Here is a 16,140-nt window from a genome sequence, read left to right on the forward strand (position 1 = left end):
AAGTCAAGATGATGAAAGCTAAAGATATTATGACCACAGAGGTTGAAACAATTCGCGGTTCAGCAACAGTAGCTGATGCTGTGAAGAAAATGAACGACCTCTGTCTGCGCGCTCTAATTGTAGAACGCCGTCACGACCAAGATGCTTATGGTATTATCACAGAGACAGATATTGTTTATCAGGTTGCTGCTTACGGCAAAGACCCTAAACAAGTGCGAGTTTATGAAATTATGACTAAGCCTTGCATTGTTATCAACCCTGATTTAGGTGTAGAGTATGTAGCGAGATTATTTGCTAATACAGGTATACATCGAGCTCCTGTAATTAAGGATACGTTACTTGGTATTATTTCAATTACAGATATTTTAAGCAAGAGTGATTTTGTGGAGAAACCAAAATCTGTATTACTCGAAAGGAGAATAGAAGCAGCTATTGAGGAAGCAAGGAGTATTTGCGATCAAAAAGGTGTTACTTCTAAAGAATGTGCAGCAGCTTGGGATATTGTAGAAGAGTTACAAGCTGAAGCTGCTCATCAAAAGGCAGAAAGGATGGAAAAAAGTGCTTTTGACCTCTATTGCGAGGATAACCCAGAAGCTGCTGAAGCACGAAATTACGATGTTTAGGGTTTGCTGAAAAAGTCAGTAGGGGTAGGAGACAGGAGACAGGAGACAGGAGACAGGAGACAGGAGAAATGGGAATGAGCGAGGAGCTAGGATTCATTAATTGATAATTGATAATGGATAATTGATAATTACCTCTGGTTAAAACCGCTCTTGATTGAATATAAGGAAATATTATTTCTTCTCTTGGTCGATTGGATATGGCGAGGAGACCCGCTCTTATCAGAGCCGCTCCGAAGATCGCCATCCCACCCTTCGGGAAGCTGCGCTAACGACCGTTTTTTTCCCTTAAAAGGGGAGGATTTTTACCTGAATTATTTAATTATTAATTATTAATTATTAATTATTAATTATTCGGTAAGAATTGTCCCAAGATTGTTCTGCCCAAATCTTGACCAAAATCCTCTCATTTTTGAACCATTACCACTTAAAACCTCGCACTTTTTGATACTTAAAAAGGCTAAAACCTTTATCTATAAAGACTTTTATATTTAATCAGCAAGCCCTATTTAGTTTCAAGTTTTTCGCGATCGATGTTAGCAGGGAACAAGCAACAGTGGGAAAAACATTTCCCTGTCTAAGGTCGATCATCATTTCAGTTATCAGTTATACCAATTTTATAAATGTTTGCTACAAATAGGTAGGGTACTTCTTAGGAGTCAGGAGTCAGGAGTCAGGAGTCAGAATGAATAGATTTAATACCAGTTTTTAGGTCATAAATTCTCTTTTTCTCTTGGTGCGCTACCAGGTGCGACTGGCGTCGTCGCGGGGTCGCACCGCTTTGTCAAAGGGAAATTTCCTGCAAAATTTTTTTATTGCACTTATTATTCGTAACATTCTTTTTTCAAATTGGTATTATATTATGTCCGGATAATTAGCGATAGAACTCCGTTCCGCTCACGCGACCAAAAAACCTTATCCCCTTGAACTTTTCTTTCCCTTCTTCCTTCTTTCTTCTTTCTTCTTCCTTCTTCAAGATGATAATTTCTCCACAAAATTTTGATGTTCTGCTGTTGCTAACCCCAGTTGTACAACTTCAATTACTTTGATTAATTTTCCTGTTAATAAAGCTGTTTTATCTAACCATAAACCAGGAAAAATTTCACTACAAATTATTCCCTCGGAATTAGGTTGAAGCTGAACATATTCCCCTTTTTGTAAGCTATACCAATCAATTTCTCCATCTTCGACGCGCCAAACGAGATATTCTTGAACTTGATTACGACGATAGATTTTCTTTTTTTTCATGTACATCAATAGAAACAGTACTAGCAGCAATTTCTACTATTAATTCTGGCGCTCCTTCCACATAACCATCCTCACTAATAATTGACTTTCCACCATTTTCAATTCGCAGTAAAGCATCGGGTTGAGGTTCATTATCTCCATCCAAACGAATAGTCGAATTATCTCCAAGTTCTATACCTGGAGTTGCTGACCAATAAATACCTAACCAAGTCATAATTCGTGCATGAGGATTACCATGTTGGGTAATTTGTAAAGGAGATGCCATATAAACTGTTCCCTCAATTAATTCTGCTTTTTTAATATTTGACTTAGTGTAACGATTTTCAAATTCAATTCGAGTTAAGCGTTCGCGGAGCGTGGCATCAGCCATCTCGCCATTTTCTAGGGTAGGAATTGTTGGTTTTAGTACTGTGTTTTTTAATTCACTTTTCATGATTATTTTGTCTTAATATGTTAGATTTTTTTTAGTAAGTATATAATATAAAATATTAATTTTTGAGGTGTGTTTAATTTTTAATAATAGATAAATTTGAGTTATTAATACTATTCTTAAATCTGGTGTAATTTTACTATCTGAATTAGATGTGATCGCTAATTTCAATTTGATATTCCATGCTTATGTTTGAGCTTGGTTAATGTTTGCTTTGCTGGAAAAGTGCGTCCCTCTTGCACTGAATTTAAACCTGCCTGAATACGTTCTATTGCTTGTATGCGGTCTACTAATTCTAGTCATTTTTGCTATGATTCGGCATCCTGAACTACGACTTCTGCTTTACCATTAACTGTGAGGATTAGTGGGTTTCCGCTTTCCTTAATTCGCTGCAAGTATTGAGTGGTATTACGCTTGAAGTTAGTGAGGGAGTCAATGTCTTTGGTTCTGTCTAGCATCTTGTTACTTGGATAGTTTTTTAGTATCATATTGGCATTTTTTTAGGCGTTGCTGAGTGGTAATGATTTTTAGATTAAGTATCAACCCAAAATATAAGTTTTTCCTTAGTTGAATAAAAAGTCATGCGTAGGGTCGAGCAACTCCCAATGATTACATACTATCATAATTTTTTTGGGGATGCAAGGGCAAATACCTTGCCGTTTTTTTGGAGCTCCACAGGATGACAATTTTCTTTGGTTATGAATCATAGCGATCGCAGAGTAAGTGCGGTAGCTACATCACGAATTCTGCATGAGTAAATATATGGATGTGTTGATGGGGTGAAAATTTTTCGGTGTTGCCACTTCTTTATTTGAGTGCTTCACCGGATGATAACTTTCTGGTGCTTTGGTGTCTGAGTATCTTTTCTATATGTATTCAGTAAAGAAATGCTGTTTTTGCGTTGAATAAAAAGTCATGATTAGGGGCGAGCGACTCCCAATAATTACATACTATCATAATTTTTTTGAGGGTGCAAGGGCTAATACCTTGCCGTTTTTTTTGGAGCTCCACAGGATGACAATTTTCTTTGGTTATGAATCATAGCGATCGCAGAGTAAGTGCGGTAGCTACATCACGAATTCTGCATGAGTAAATATATGGATGTGTTGATGGGGTGAAAATTTTTCGGTGTTGCCACTTCTTTATTTAAGTGCTTCACAGGATGATAACTTTCTGGTGCTTTGCTGTCTGAGTATCTTTTCTATATGTATTCAGTAACGAAATGTTGTTTTTGCGTTGAATAAAAAGTCATATTTAGGGGCGAGCAACTCCCAATAATTACATACTATCATAATTTTTTTGAGGATGCAAGGGCTAATACCTTGCCTTTTTTTTAGAGCTTCACAAAATGCAGATAAATCATCCGTGTATCCGTGGCGAAATCTTTGTCTAGCAAAAACTTCTGCCACTCTGAAAAAAACTTTTTCGGCGTTGCTCAAATGTAATAGTAAGTAGCTGAAGGCAAAATGGAAAAACTTATGTTTTGCGTTGATACTTAATCTAAGAATCATTACCACTCAGCAACGCCTTTTTTTAGATGCTTGCTAAGTAAGCTACGGTCAAAAATTCAGAGGCAAATTTTACTACTGAAGCTGTGTATTGGTATAAATTACAAATGAAAAACAATATTATCGATCGCTCTTCAAATAAGAGTATTTGTAATTAATTTTGCATGACTACTTACCAACAATAATAATTTGTCAATTTTTTTCTACTAAAGAACGAACAGAGAAGATTTCGTTCTGTTTTAAAGGTTCAACAGCAGACTTATGCACAATAATTACATTAATAGATTTTCCTATGGCATTAAATACTTCTAAAACATAACCATTTTCTTCTCTTTCTGGGTGAGTTTCTGTATCAATTAACATGGCAATATCACCTTTTTTTTGGTTATATTCTGGGAAGTCTTTGGTTAGAGAAATACGTTGGTATAATTCAAGCATTGATGGTTTTATCTTTTATTGTTCTGGAAATATATTTAGGAATTGGTTCATTGGTGACAATAGAATGCAAAACATCTGGATCTAAATCTGCGCCATTTTCCCAGTAAATTGTTCCCCATTCAGGATTAAGTTTGACAGTTTGAAAATAATTGATATCTTGTAATTTTGCAAAAATTCCCCTAAATTCTATTAGCTGACTAATATCTACAATTCCGTCTTTCCCATCTTCAAATTTCAGACAAAGTAGATAGTTTTCTTGATGATTAACTTCGATAATGTCTTTTAACATGATTTACTCCAAAGGTTCAATTTTTTCCAAAGGATTTTCTTCTCTTGCTCGTTGCCAGTTTTCTAGAAGTTCTCTTTAATGAATTGCTGCCTATTCGATTACTAAACCAAGAATTCAAGGGGTTAATTTACCTTCAAGAATAGAAAGATTTTCTATATAAATTAAAGCTTTTTGTTGGTTATAACGAACGTGAAAATGAGGAGGTGGAAAAGCATAAGTAAAAGCACCTTGTTTTATTCTTTCATCCTCAATTTCATAAGACTTTTCATTAGGACTACAAGAAGCAATTGTAATTACTCCTTTTTGCTTTTCTTGACCAATACCTAAACCTTTTGAACTTTCCTGACTACGACAAGCATCCAAAAATAAAATCACATTATCTGCTCCACATCGCCTCAATCTTTCTATCACAAAATAAAGAGGAATAGCAGTATCTTCTACTCCATCTGGATGAGGATCAGCATCAGCAGGCATTAAATAATCTCGGTCATTAAAACGCATTCCATGACCGCTATAAAAGAACCAAAAATTATCACCAGCAGATAAAAATTCGTTGTTAAATCTTACTCGTAAAAATCTTTTTAGTGCTCCATAAGTTGGTTGAGAATTAAAAGGTTTATCTGCATCATTAATTTGAGGGGAATTATCAGTAAATAAATAAACTTTCTCAAAACCTGCTTCATTGAGAAAATAATCCCGCATTAATTCAGCATCTCTCTGAGCGTATTGAAGAGTTGGCATATTATCGTAATGATTAATTCCAACACAAATAGCCCAATTTTTTGCCATACTTTAAGACTCCTTACGTTCTAGTTTTAGTTTAATTGCCCCCTTACTTCTAGCTTTTCGTTGTAACCAGATGGTAATAACTGCTAGATTTTTATTATTAATTCCAGTTATTTCACCTTCAACTCTGTAAAATGTACCGTATTCATTGGTTCTATCTATTATTGCTTCTGTGGTAAAAACTAATTGCAAAATGCTATTTTTTAGTTGTTGGGAATTTTCTGGAGTAAAACTAGCTTGTAAAAGAAATTTTGATTTGTCACTTTGTTCTCGATATACTAATAAATATTTAGTCAGTTTTTCATCAGGAATAATTACAGGTTCGGGTAATTTCATTATTTGAGGAGCGGAAATAATAAATTTTTGAGATGAATGCTACAGTTATTTTGTTATTTTTTTCATAAAAATAAACTTTCAATTTTTTACTAATAACTTAAACAAAGAATACTTTGAGTGTGCTATTAACTGATAACTGAAATTAGTTATTAAAACTTTTTTCTATTGATAGCTGAAATGCTTATATGTTTAAGTTTACAAGTCTCTACACGAAAGAAGATATCATTAACAAAAAAATTACCCTGCCAATACCTAGTCACAGGAAAACGTCCCTGCTCAGGTTGGCTGATATTGAACAACCTTGAATCACTATATGACAACCATTTTCCTGCTTCGCGCCATCCTACTTTTTCTCCAAAGTTTTGCGATAGCTCATCATTATACTCTAGCTTCCCAGCCAAACTGTAATAAATTTCACTTTGCACGGAAAAGCCTAATTTATCATCACTGTATTTTTGCCAAAGCAGGTCTATAATATGGAGGTGTAAACATGAAAATTTTTTAATCGACTCTGTATCTAGCCCGCCTTCTTTTTCTCGGTTAGTAACTTTTAGCATAATATTGAAAGTTTCCCAATCTGCTTCTTTCCATTTCTTTTGTTTGAGTAGATTTTCTAAAGTTGAATACTCTATATTTTCGTTTTTTTCCAGTATTGAAACAGTAATTGTGGCCAAAAATGTGCCCATCCTAATTTTGACTTTTGACTTTTGACTTTTGACTTGACTCGGAGAGCGATCGCTCCATATCAAATCCTAATTTTGACTTTTGACTTTTGACTTTTTAATTTTGACTTGACTCGGAGAGCGATCGCTCTATTTAGATTCCAAGTTAATAATATCAGGACTTACGCATGGGCACTAAATAAAGCGAGGGCGAATTAATTAGCCACTACATATGGCGTTTTTAAGGTGAAGTATGCGTAAGTTTTGTAATATAAAATATTCCCGATAGAATCCTAGTTTTGACTTTTGACTTCTAACTTTTGACTTTCCTCAACTTGACGTTTTGGCATTGGTTGGAGAGGTGCATTAATTGGATTATATTTACAATAACAGATTGCCACTACATCAAATTTACCTATTGGCAAATCGGGTGTGTAGGTTTCAACTGGCGAAACTTCCCAATCTCCCTGACGATAATGAGTGCTATAACCATGTTCCTCTGTGTTATGCAGTGCATCAACTCTAATAAACTCGGTTGGTCTATACCCTGGTTCTGGAATTGGTTTATTCGATGAGTCAAAATGTTCGGTTAGTATACGAGTAAGTTGTTGAGTATGTTCTAGTTTTCGAGATTCCCAACCAGGTTCGTCTTTTTCCGCTCGAAAAATAATGTATTTAGGGTTTGCGCTCATAAAGTCTTTTTGCTGGGGTAGGAGACAGGAGACAACCCACCCCTGACCCCTCCCAGGAGGGGAAGACAGGAGACAGGAGAAATGGGAATGAGCGAGGAAGTAGTAGTAAGAATTTTCCCTTGATTTTTCTGTAACTATACGCCTCTAAAATACTAACTTTTTGAGCGTTTTAGACGTGATACCAGGTACTTTTTAAATGCCCCAAAAAAGCTAAATTATTTATATGTCAATGCTTTTAGATTTAATCAGCAAGCCCTATTTATTCATAAGTTATACTAAATTGATAAATTTTTCTACAAATAGCTAGGATATTTCTTAGGAGTCAGGAGTCAGGAGTCAGGAGTCAGAATAAATAGCTTTAATAGCAGTTTTTAGATATGAATTTATCTTTTTAGTCTAATAGTTATCTCCTATAAAGGATTTTAATTACCCAAATTATTCGTAACATTCTTTTTTAAAATTGGTATTATTTCTCCTCCCAATCATATTACAAAAGTTTCCGAATTTATAAGGTAAATAGATTAGCAATTGAATATTTGTAGTGCGGGAATCTTGCCCGCGATCGCTCTACCTTTGAATGTTTGTAGTGCATACATCTTGCCCGCGATGGGTCTACCTCACACTTAATTTAATCTGCTGTATTTATTAAGTTTATCCTCACAAAAACTCCCAGAATATTCGATTCAAATATCTAGGAGTTTTGTCAATTTTTCCCTATCCAACTAACTCTATTCCACCACTTTTTTCTCCTCTTCATTCAAACTAATTTTTGTATCTTCATCAGATTTTTCCGCAGCTTTTGTCAATTCAAAAATTGGTGGTTCTAAGTCAGGAATAGGTACTTCAAAACCAGGTGGTAAAGGTGGCAGTTGTGGTACACCAGAATCTAATTCTTTAGTCTGTTTCACCAACTCATTAATACTTATTTCCGGTACAGGTGGTATTTCAGTAATTTTCAACGCTGTCATCAAATTTGCCAAGGCAAACTGAATATGAGTATCTGGGTTTTTCGCAACCCACCCATCCTTTGTTAACTGTCGCATCTCAAAATGTAAGTGCGGACCTGTAGACATTCCCGTATTACCAACACGACCGATAACTTCACCTTGCTTGACAACTTCCCCTGGTTTCACAAAAATCTCTGATAAGTGACCGTAGAGAGTTTCCAATGATTTTTTCTGGTGGTCTAACACCACAGTTACACCATAACCTCCTAACCAGTCAGCGATCGCTACTTGACCTGCATAAGTTGCAACTACTGGGGTTCCTGTTGGTGCTCCTAAGTCTGTACCTGTGTGAAATTTTTTATAACCTAATATTGGATGTGTTCTCCAACCAAAAAATGAAGTGATGGGTGCGGGGATAGATAGAGGAAATATTAATCTAGTGTTACCATTTCCTGGTACTGCTGGGGGTCGCATGGTGCGGTTGTAATATGCTAAACCTGACTGAGTAATGGGGTTATCAAATAAACCCTGCACTTGAGCGGGTAAAACTGCAGCGACTTCTACTCCTTGTGACGATCCTGAGTAATGACTTGGAGTATAGGAAGTGCTGGTGTAATAACTGCTTTGACTGGAGGATGAACCAGAGTAGTAGCTAGTTTGACTATAACTAGAAGTGTCTGAATAATAATTGTTGTTGGAGGAGTAATAGTTGCTTTTGGAGGATGAGTAATAGTTGTTATTTTGATATGAGTCTTGATAGTTATTTTGAGAATAGTAACTTTGTTGAGTTTCCCCACTCCATGAATTGTTGGATGCTGTTTGAGCAGGATCACTCCAGTTATTAGTCTGAGTAGGAGCGCTCCAATTATTTGTTGCAGTTGTAGAACTCCAGTTATTAGTCTGAGTAGGAGCACTCCAATTGTTATTTTCGGCAACAGCATTCCAATTTTTGTTAGTTGTTGGATATTCGGCGATGTTATCTGTAGAACGTTCGGAGAAAACTACTGTGTTTGGTGCTTCATAACTTTCTGTTGCGCCAGTTTTGTATTCTGTATTATCTATATAAGCGTTAGTCGAACCGTCATAATAATAAAGTTTTTCAGGTTTTGGTAATGTTAGAGGAGGTAACTCCTGATATTTTGGTTGTTTTGATAGGTTGACTCCTGTATTCGTCGGAGGTGCGACATACAAATTTTTCGGCAGATAAATACCGCTGTCTGGTTCCGGTTCCGGTTCTGGTTCTGGTTCTGGTTGAGAATAATAATAAGGTTCTGGTTCGTAATAGCTTGGTGCTGGTTGAGAATAATATGGTTCCGGTTCGTAATAACTTGGCGCTGGTTGAGAATAATAATAAGGTTCTGGTTCGTAGTAGCTCGGTGCTGGTTGAGAATAATATGGTTCTGGTTCTGGTTCGTAATAGTATGGTTCCGAATAGTATGGTTCCGAATAACTTGGTGAAGCAGAATAATAAGGTTCTGGTTCGTAATATGGTTCCGGTTCGTAATATGGTTGTGAATAATAGGGTTCGGGTTCGTAATATGGTTCAGGTGTATATGAAGGTGTTGGTTCGTAGTAGGGTTCCGAATAATATGGTTCTGGTGAATAGGATGGTTCCGAATAGGATGTTTGGGGATAATAGTTATCTACTGGAGCAGGTTGATATGATGGCTCATAGTCATACACTTCTATTTCTAAAATTGCCTCTGCTAAAACTATACCTCTACTCAGCATTCCTAGACTTGCTAGACAACAACCAAGCTGCATAAGAGACTTATGAGTTAGAAGTTTGGTCTGAATAATATTTTGGTTTTGCTTTTTAGTTGTTTCCTGTAATTCAGTTTTAGACTCTACTGACAGGTTTTGGTTCTCTGATACCATCATTTCCTCACACTATACTTATTACTTTGACAGGACTTACCCATGGACACTAAATCAATTGAGGGCGAATTAATTAGCCCCTACATATGCCGTTTTTAAGGTGAAGCATGCGTAAGTCCTATTTGAATTGACAATTAATGCAGTTTAATAAAAATTAACTTTAACATTGAAGAAGGCATAAGACATAAGGTAGAAGACAGAAAGCAGAAGGGAAAATTGCCTATGGATAGTCAACGACCGACCATGAGCGTGTCTTATAGCACAAGGAAGAAAGAAGAAAGAATAAGGAAAAATCTGGCGTTGTCTGAGTTTTAAGATTTTGATATATCCGCGTCCTTGACTTCGACTGCTATATTAATTTCCCTAGTAGAAAAATCTACTTGCTATATTTGACTTCAACTACAGCGCTTTTCATTTAACATTTAAGTAGAGTACACAAAATTATTTTGGGTTAGGAAGTAGGCAGTAGGAGCAGGATTTACGCGCAGACACTAAATCCAATGAGGGCGAATTAATTAGCCCCTACTCCCCCACTCTCCTACTTCTCTACTCCCCCACTCCCCTACTTCTCTACTCCCCTACTCTCTCACTCCCTCACTCCTGACTTCCGGGAAGCGGTTGGCCATAACCCAGATTGGTTGTACCGGGTTTTAGGAAAATTTCTGAGGAAGATATTTGAGGCTGAGTCAGCAGACTAGCTGAGTCTTGATTGAACTTGACCCGTAATTCCCCATTAGTCGTTACTCCCACAATTGTGCCAATACGATCTTCTACTACTATTTGCTGCCCAATATTTATAAGTAGTTGCTGATAGGAAGGTAAGATACTTTCTATTCCTGACTCTAAAAGTTGTTTAATGCCAGAATCTAGTCCATGAAAGACTATAGCAGCTAACATTTCTAAAGAGAATATTTCCGATTTTGACTGTTTCCTATAATAGCTCTGCAAATTAATTCCTGTGTCTGGTACAGAATTAGCCCAATTAATCCCTACCCCAATGACTGCTTGAGAAATTTTTTTCTTGTGTATCCTCGTCTCTGTTAAGATGCCACCTAATTTTTTGTGTTCTAAAATTAAGTCATTGGGCCACTTAACTTGAACTGGTACACCATAATCCCTCAAACTAGAGGCTATACCCCAAGCACTTGATAAAGTTAGCTGAGAAGTTTGAGATATAGAAATATTAGGAGCGATGGTATTGCTCTTAGCGATCGCTATTGACATATATAGGCCACCGACAGTTGACTGCCAATTTCTTCCCCATTGACCACGTCCTGCTGTTTGTTGACTGGCAATAACAATGCTTGATGGGTTTCCGGAGTTGATTAACTGCCAAAGAGTTTGATTGGTTGAGGGGAGGCTCAGAAAAATATGGAGATTGGCGAATGTTGAAGCGGTGAATTTATCTGAAACTCCTTGAATATTTGACAAGCTGTCTATAAATTTTTCTTTGTTAAATTCTGCTACTGACAATTTTTTTAATATCTGGGTCAAAGTTGATAGATATCAACACTTTATCGCAGAAGGAACAAGGAAGAAGAAAGAAGGAAGAAGGAAAAGTTTTACTTTATCTGAGTTTTAAACTTTTGAACTGTCCTAACCTTTCCTTAAGTTGATGACTCAATAATTTGTTCTACTTCTGTTGCGGATGTCGCAATAGTCATTTCATTCTCTGAAGCACTCGAAGTTGGGGGTAAAGACAGAAAGTGAAAACTTCTCTAAAGTTCATCAAACTTACTCATTACTATAGCTATCTAACTAAAATGAGTAAGTTTGTTCAGTCGTCTATCCATTGAGTCACTATCAGCTACAATTAAGATATGAAGCTAGTTGAACGTCATGTTATTACCAAATCCCATTATTTGTGGTCCGAAATTGACCAGAAGGCTTTTTTGTCAAAAAATCTGTTCAATTTAGCCAACTATTATTATCGTCAATACTTCTTTGAAAACAAAAAGAAATTAAATTTTAATCAACTGTATCACAAGGTATCTAAAAGCGACGATTATCAAGGTTTACCTACAAAAGTAAGTAAGCAAATAATCAGGAGACTAGATTCAGCTTGGAGTAGTTATTTTGCAGCCTTAAGAGAGTGGCAAAAACAGCCAAATAAATTTTTAGGGAAACCAAAAATCCCCAAATATAAACATAAGACAAAAGGCCGAAATCTTCTTCCTTATCCAAATGAGTCAATTTACAAAAAAACCTTAAAAAAAGGAATTTGTCATCTGTCGATGAGTGAAATAAAAATTCCCACTTCACAGACAGAAATAATAGAAACCAGAATTATCCCCAAAAGTAGCTGTTACATAATAGAGATAGTCTATGAAAAACAGGAGGAAATAACAAATAATCAACAAATAGCAGGAGTAGACTTAGGAGTAAATAACTTAATAGCTGTAACGACAAATCAAACAGGAATATCACCTCTATTGATTAAAGGCAGACCATTAAAAGCAATTAACACCTTTTATAATAAACAACGCTCTTATTTACAATCTCAACTAAAAACCAACCACAATAAAAATAATTCTCATCGGTTAAAAAAATTAACTCACAAACGAAATAGTCGAGTAGAAAACTATCTCCATACAGCAAGTAAAAGAGTAATAGATTGGTGTGTAAACCATGAAATAGGAACCTTAATTATGGGGCAGAATCAAAATTGGAAACAAGAAATAAAATTAGGGAAAAAGAACAATCAACAATTTGTGAATATCCCTCACTATAAGTTAATAGAGATGTTAAGATATAAAGCCCAACTAAGAGGAATAAAAGTAATAATAACAGAAGAATCCTATACATCTCAATCAAGCTGTTTAGATGGGGATGATTTACCAAAATATGGAGATGATTTACCTAATTTCAGTGGAAAAAGAGTAAAAAGAGGGTTGTATCAAACCAGGGAAAAGAAATTATTAAATGCAGATGTAAATGGCTCGTTGAATATAATTAAAAAAGTAATTCCTGATGTCTTTGACCAGGGAATAAAGGGTTTGCCGTTTAACCCTGTAGTGGTCGATCCACTTGCGTTTGACTAGACTTTCAGACCTTTGAGTAAGTTTAGTTGAGCGGTGTGACTTCTGCTTCTGTTGCGGATGTCGCAATAGTCATTTCATTTTGTTAGGCACTCTAGCTTTGGGTAAACTTCCAATTCTGTGCAGTAGAGCGAATAAAAATGTCAAAATAAACGAAGGCACTTATATTGAGGTCAGGAGTAAGAATTTCCTTCTGCCTTCTGCCTTCTGCCTTTCCTGATAACTGATAACTGAAATGACTGTCGCTGACTCTGACTCACAAAAATTAAATAGATACTACGAAATTTTGGGCGAGAATAATACCACTTGGCACTGGCAAAAATGGCAAGGATTATCTTACCTAACTTGTAGCCTCCTAGAAAATTGGCCTCATGGCTTTTTTACTCACCATTTCTGGCCTCGTACACCAGGAGAATTAGTAGAAGTATTCCCTTCTTCTGCTGAGGTATATCGTGTGAAGCAAGTACATGGCAATACTGTACTAACGACAGGAAAAGCTACTCAGGTAGAGATGCCTAATTCTAGTCCCGAAAAAACTTATGCTGAAGCTGATGGTTTAATAACTCAAACAACAAAACAAGCAGTTTGGGTTTGCAGTGCTGACTGTGTGCCTGTTTTGATTGCTGACAAAAAAACAGGACAAGTGGCAGCAGTTCATGCCGGATGGCGTGGCACGGCCGCTAAAATTGTTCCGGTAGCATTGGCAAGTTTTCAAGCTCAGGGTAGTCAATTATCCGATTTATTATTTGTTCTTGGCCCTGCTATTGCTGGAGAGGTTTATCAAGTTTCTGAAGATGTGGCGGCTGAAGTTGGGGCGACTGTTGTTCCACAAAAAGAGAGAGCAACTACTGAGGAGATTTTGCATTCTCTGGAGCTTTTGCCTAATTCACCAGTTTTATCCGATCCTGAACCGGGAAAAGTACGCTTGGATGTGCGTATAGTTAATGTTTTACAGTTGGAGCAATTGGGTATTGGTCATTCACAGATGGCGATCGCTCCTTATTGTACTTATCAACAACCGGATTACTTTTTTTCTTATCGGCGTGAAAAACAGAAAAAAGTGCAGTGGTCAGGGATAGTGAGTGGGTTGAGTTAAGTCAAAAGTCTAAAATTAAAAGCCAAAAGAGAAACAATATGAATTAATGTGGTAATTTCAATAGTTTGGCAGAAAATGCTCTAGAGCTAAAATTCCTTTTTTCTCTAACCAATGTTAAATACTTCCCTAAGTAAAGTCGTATTTTTTGCCTGTAGATATCTTTTTTTGATTTTCCTTCTATTAATCTCAGGGGGTTAAAAGCTATTTTTGATAGTCAGTACTTATGTTAATTTATGAGATTATTCGGTAATTTGTGTAGAAATGTTTGTATATTTAACTGAGCATATTTCTGGAAAACTAGATAAGATTAAAATACTAGAAACTTTGTCATAGTTTAAAAAATTATTAATAAATTCCAATGAGCGATTTAAGTCATTATCAACAACTTGGTCTCACTGAAGATGCTTCTTTTGATGAAATTCAAGCAGCAAAGGAACGTTTGAAGCAGCAGCATAGTGGCGATCAAAAGGTTATAGAAAATATTGAAGCTGCTTATGATTCGATTTTGATGGACCGTTTAAGGTTGCGTCAGGAAGGAAAGATTAAGGTTCCTGAGCGTATTCGGTTTCCGGAGAAGCAAACAAAGAAAGTCCCTGATAGTTTTACTCCTGGGTTGACTGAAAAAGGGCCAGTTTGGCTACAAAAGTTAATTGATACTCCTAGTCAGGCTGATATTTTGTGGCCTACTGGTATATATGTGGTTTTAGGTGCTATTAGTATTTATTCTGGGGTTAGTCAACCGTCTATTTTGCAACTTACTTTGGCTTTGGGAGTTGGTGGTTGTCTTTATTTTCTTAATCGTAAAGAGAATAAGTTTGGTCGTGCTGTATTGTTGACTGTTGGGGGTTTAATTCTTGGGTTGATTTTAGGTGGAATATTGACTGCTTTAGCAACTGGTTTAACAACAGAAATATTTATTACTTTGGTAACGTTTTTGGTGTTATGGATGGTTAGTTGTTTTTTACGTTGATTAAGGCAAGGAAGAAGGAAGAAGGAAGAGGGAAGAGGGAAGAAATTTGAGGGGTTGTACATTGATGGAATGATAAGGAAGAAGGAAGAAGGAAAAAAAATTTGAAGGGTTGCACATTATGGAATGATATTGCCAAAAATTAGTTGAGATTATGACTAAAAAAAACAATTAATTAATCATTCTAGCAATTGTCAAATCCAAAATTTAATTCAATCAAAAATCTAAAATCATTCGTCACTGTGCAATGCCAAAATAGAAGTCAAATTTTATGTTATGTCTAGAAGAGACTTTTGCAATTGTAGAAGCTATTTATCTCAAGCAGTTATTTCTCTTTATTTTATTTCCTCTATTATTCCTTCTTCTTTTTGCTATGAGTAAGTATTTAGCTCTTCCCTGCGGGATGCTACGCGAACAGGAAATAATAAATAATTCTTTACTAATGTTGAAGGAGCGTACATTGGCAATAACTTTTAATTCTCTTAATTCTCTCTCAATTTTTTAATTACTTTTACCGAAGAATTAAGGTAAAAATCCTTTCCTTTGAAGGAGAAAAAGAAAAAATTTTCCTTTTAGTAAATCCTCTTCTTTTCAAGGAGAGGTAATTATTAATTATTGCTCTGCTGATTAAATCTAAAAGCATTGATTGATATATAAACACAAGTGCCTTTTTGGGGTCGAAAAAAGTGCCTGGTTTTCAATCTAAAACCCTCAAAAGTTAGTATTTTAGGCGCATAGTTGAGCAGAAAAATCATTCTGACAATTGTTACCAAATAATTAAGGTGAAAATCCTGTCCTTTGAAGGAGAAACAAAAAAATTTTTCATTATTAGTCAATCAATTCCGTTTTTACTCTCAAGGTAATTATTAATTATTAATTGTTGAATCCTACCTCCTCGCTCATTCCCATTTCTCCTGTCTCCTGTCTCCTATCCCTACTAAAAGACTAGTGAAGCGCAAACCCTAATTATTAATTATTGAACTCCTTCTCTTATCAATAGCTGATAGCTGATAGCTGATAGCTGATAGCTGAATGCTATGATGATTTATTAATTGTCCAGAAAGGAAATTGCTGAGTTGGTTCTAAATTTACTCCATTAATATTTTTCTGAGCAAGTACATAGTCTTTATCTAACCACAATGGAATAAAAGGAGTCAGGAGTCAGGGGTTAGAACTAATTACTTAAGAGTAGAGGTTTTAAGTCT

13 protein-coding genes and 1 pseudogene are annotated in these 16,140 nt (G+C 35.8%); 4 read left to right on the top strand and 10 right to left on the bottom strand.

Features of this window, described 5'->3' with window-relative positions:
* The first annotated feature begins 8 nt into the window (after positions 1-8).
* Complete coding sequence (locus F6K23_RS11600; protein ID WP_293154955.1) at positions 9-623, top strand: CP12 domain-containing protein; 615 nt, start codon at positions 9-11, stop codon at positions 621-623.
* 969 nt (positions 624-1,592) lie between these two features.
* Here F6K23_RS11600 and F6K23_RS11605 read toward each other — a convergent pair.
* From F6K23_RS11605 to F6K23_RS11650, 10 genes and pseudogenes are all read right to left on the bottom strand, one after another.
* A pseudogene (locus tag F6K23_RS11605) lies at positions 1,593-2,301 on the bottom strand (Uma2 family endonuclease).
* Positions 2,302-2,606: 305 nt separating this feature from the next.
* Positions 2,607-2,756 (bottom strand): type II toxin-antitoxin system prevent-host-death family antitoxin, encoded by a 150-nt coding sequence (locus F6K23_RS11610; protein ID WP_293154958.1) that lies wholly within the window; start codon positions 2,754-2,756, stop codon positions 2,607-2,609.
* Between the two features lie 1,242 nt (positions 2,757-3,998).
* Positions 3,999-4,244 carry a DUF4926 domain-containing protein gene (locus F6K23_RS11615; RefSeq protein ID WP_293154961.1) on the bottom strand — a complete coding sequence of 82 codons (246 nt, stop codon included), beginning with the start codon at positions 4,242-4,244 and terminating at the stop codon, positions 3,999-4,001.
* A complete protein-coding gene (locus tag F6K23_RS11620) occupies positions 4,237-4,533 on the bottom strand; it encodes a DUF2442 domain-containing protein (protein WP_293154964.1) in 297 nt (98 codons plus the stop codon). Before F6K23_RS11620 ends, F6K23_RS11615 begins: the two co-directional genes overlap by 8 nt.
* A 114-nt stretch (positions 4,534-4,647) precedes the next feature.
* Positions 4,648-5,322, bottom strand: coding sequence for a caspase family protein (locus F6K23_RS11625; protein WP_293154967.1), 675 nt, complete (start codon positions 5,320-5,322; stop codon positions 4,648-4,650).
* A gap of 3 nt (positions 5,323-5,325) precedes the next feature.
* Complete coding sequence (locus tag F6K23_RS11630; RefSeq protein ID WP_293154970.1) at positions 5,326-5,655, bottom strand: DUF6883 domain-containing protein; 330 nt, start codon at positions 5,653-5,655, stop codon at positions 5,326-5,328.
* Between the two features lie 149 nt (positions 5,656-5,804).
* Positions 5,805-6,404, bottom strand: coding sequence for a GUN4 domain-containing protein (locus F6K23_RS11635; RefSeq protein WP_293154973.1), 600 nt, complete (start codon positions 6,402-6,404; stop codon positions 5,805-5,807).
* Positions 6,405-6,610: 206 nt separating this feature from the next.
* Entirely contained in the window at positions 6,611-7,009 is a 399-nt protein-coding gene (locus F6K23_RS11640) for a hypothetical protein (protein WP_293154976.1), read from the bottom strand.
* A 728-nt stretch (positions 7,010-7,737) separates the two neighbouring features.
* The gene (locus F6K23_RS11645) at positions 7,738-9,837 is read right to left on the bottom strand and encodes a peptidoglycan DD-metalloendopeptidase family protein (RefSeq protein WP_293154979.1); all 2,100 of its coding nucleotides are present in this window, start codon (positions 9,835-9,837) and stop codon (positions 7,738-7,740) included.
* Positions 9,838-10,428: 591 nt separating this feature from the next.
* Positions 10,429-11,328 carry a biotin--[acetyl-CoA-carboxylase] ligase gene (locus F6K23_RS11650; RefSeq protein ID WP_293154983.1) on the bottom strand — a complete coding sequence of 300 codons (900 nt, stop codon included), beginning with the start codon at positions 11,326-11,328 and terminating at the stop codon, positions 10,429-10,431.
* A gap of 326 nt (positions 11,329-11,654) precedes the next feature.
* On the opposite strand from F6K23_RS11650, the gene F6K23_RS11655 reads away from it, so the two are divergent.
* From F6K23_RS11655 to F6K23_RS11665, 3 genes are all read left to right on the top strand, one after another.
* On the top strand, positions 11,655-12,875 hold the full coding sequence (locus tag F6K23_RS11655; RefSeq protein WP_293154986.1) for a transposase: 1,221 nt from the start codon (positions 11,655-11,657) through the stop codon (positions 12,873-12,875).
* A gap of 232 nt (positions 12,876-13,107) precedes the next feature.
* Positions 13,108-13,968 carry a peptidoglycan editing factor PgeF gene (gene pgeF / locus F6K23_RS11660; protein WP_293154988.1) on the top strand — a complete coding sequence of 287 codons (861 nt, stop codon included), beginning with the start codon at positions 13,108-13,110 and terminating at the stop codon, positions 13,966-13,968.
* A 358-nt stretch (positions 13,969-14,326) separates the two neighbouring features.
* Complete coding sequence (locus F6K23_RS11665; RefSeq protein ID WP_293154991.1) at positions 14,327-14,938, top strand: CPP1-like family protein; 612 nt, start codon at positions 14,327-14,329, stop codon at positions 14,936-14,938.
* Positions 14,939-16,140 lie beyond the last annotated feature (1,202 nt).

It is taken from the genome of Okeania sp. SIO2C9, from assembly GCF_010672455.1.
In the GTDB taxonomy this organism is placed as follows: Bacteria; Cyanobacteriota; Cyanobacteriia; order Cyanobacteriales; family Microcoleaceae; genus Okeania.

What these genes read in the sequence shown, in the direction of transcription:
- F6K23_RS11610 (WP_293154958.1), bottom strand. Translation starts at nt 2,756, where the DNA reads ATGCTAGACAGAACCAAAGACATTGACTCCCTCACTAACTTCAAGCGT.
- F6K23_RS11640 (WP_293154976.1), bottom strand. Translation starts at nt 7,009, where the DNA reads ATGAGCGCAAACCCTAAATACATTATTTTTCGAGCGGAAAAAGACGAA.
- F6K23_RS11645 (WP_293154979.1), bottom strand. Translation starts at nt 9,837, where the DNA reads ATGATGGTATCAGAGAACCAAAACCTGTCAGTAGAGTCTAAAACTGAA.
- F6K23_RS11620 (WP_293154964.1), bottom strand. Translation starts at nt 4,533, where the DNA reads ATGTTAAAAGACATTATCGAAGTTAATCATCAAGAAAACTATCTACTT.
- F6K23_RS11665 (WP_293154991.1), top strand. Translation starts at nt 14,327, where the DNA reads ATGAGCGATTTAAGTCATTATCAACAACTTGGTCTCACTGAAGATGCT.
- F6K23_RS11600 (WP_293154955.1), top strand. Translation starts at nt 9, where the DNA reads ATGATGAAAGCTAAAGATATTATGACCACAGAGGTTGAAACAATTCGC.
- F6K23_RS11615 (WP_293154961.1), bottom strand. Translation starts at nt 4,244, where the DNA reads ATGCTTGAATTATACCAACGTATTTCTCTAACCAAAGACTTCCCAGAA.
- F6K23_RS11630 (WP_293154970.1), bottom strand. Translation starts at nt 5,655, where the DNA reads ATGAAATTACCCGAACCTGTAATTATTCCTGATGAAAAACTGACTAAA.
- F6K23_RS11625 (WP_293154967.1), bottom strand. Translation starts at nt 5,322, where the DNA reads ATGGCAAAAAATTGGGCTATTTGTGTTGGAATTAATCATTACGATAAT.
- F6K23_RS11655 (WP_293154986.1), top strand. Translation starts at nt 11,655, where the DNA reads ATGAAGCTAGTTGAACGTCATGTTATTACCAAATCCCATTATTTGTGG.
- pgeF (WP_293154988.1), top strand. Translation starts at nt 13,108, where the DNA reads ATGACTGTCGCTGACTCTGACTCACAAAAATTAAATAGATACTACGAA.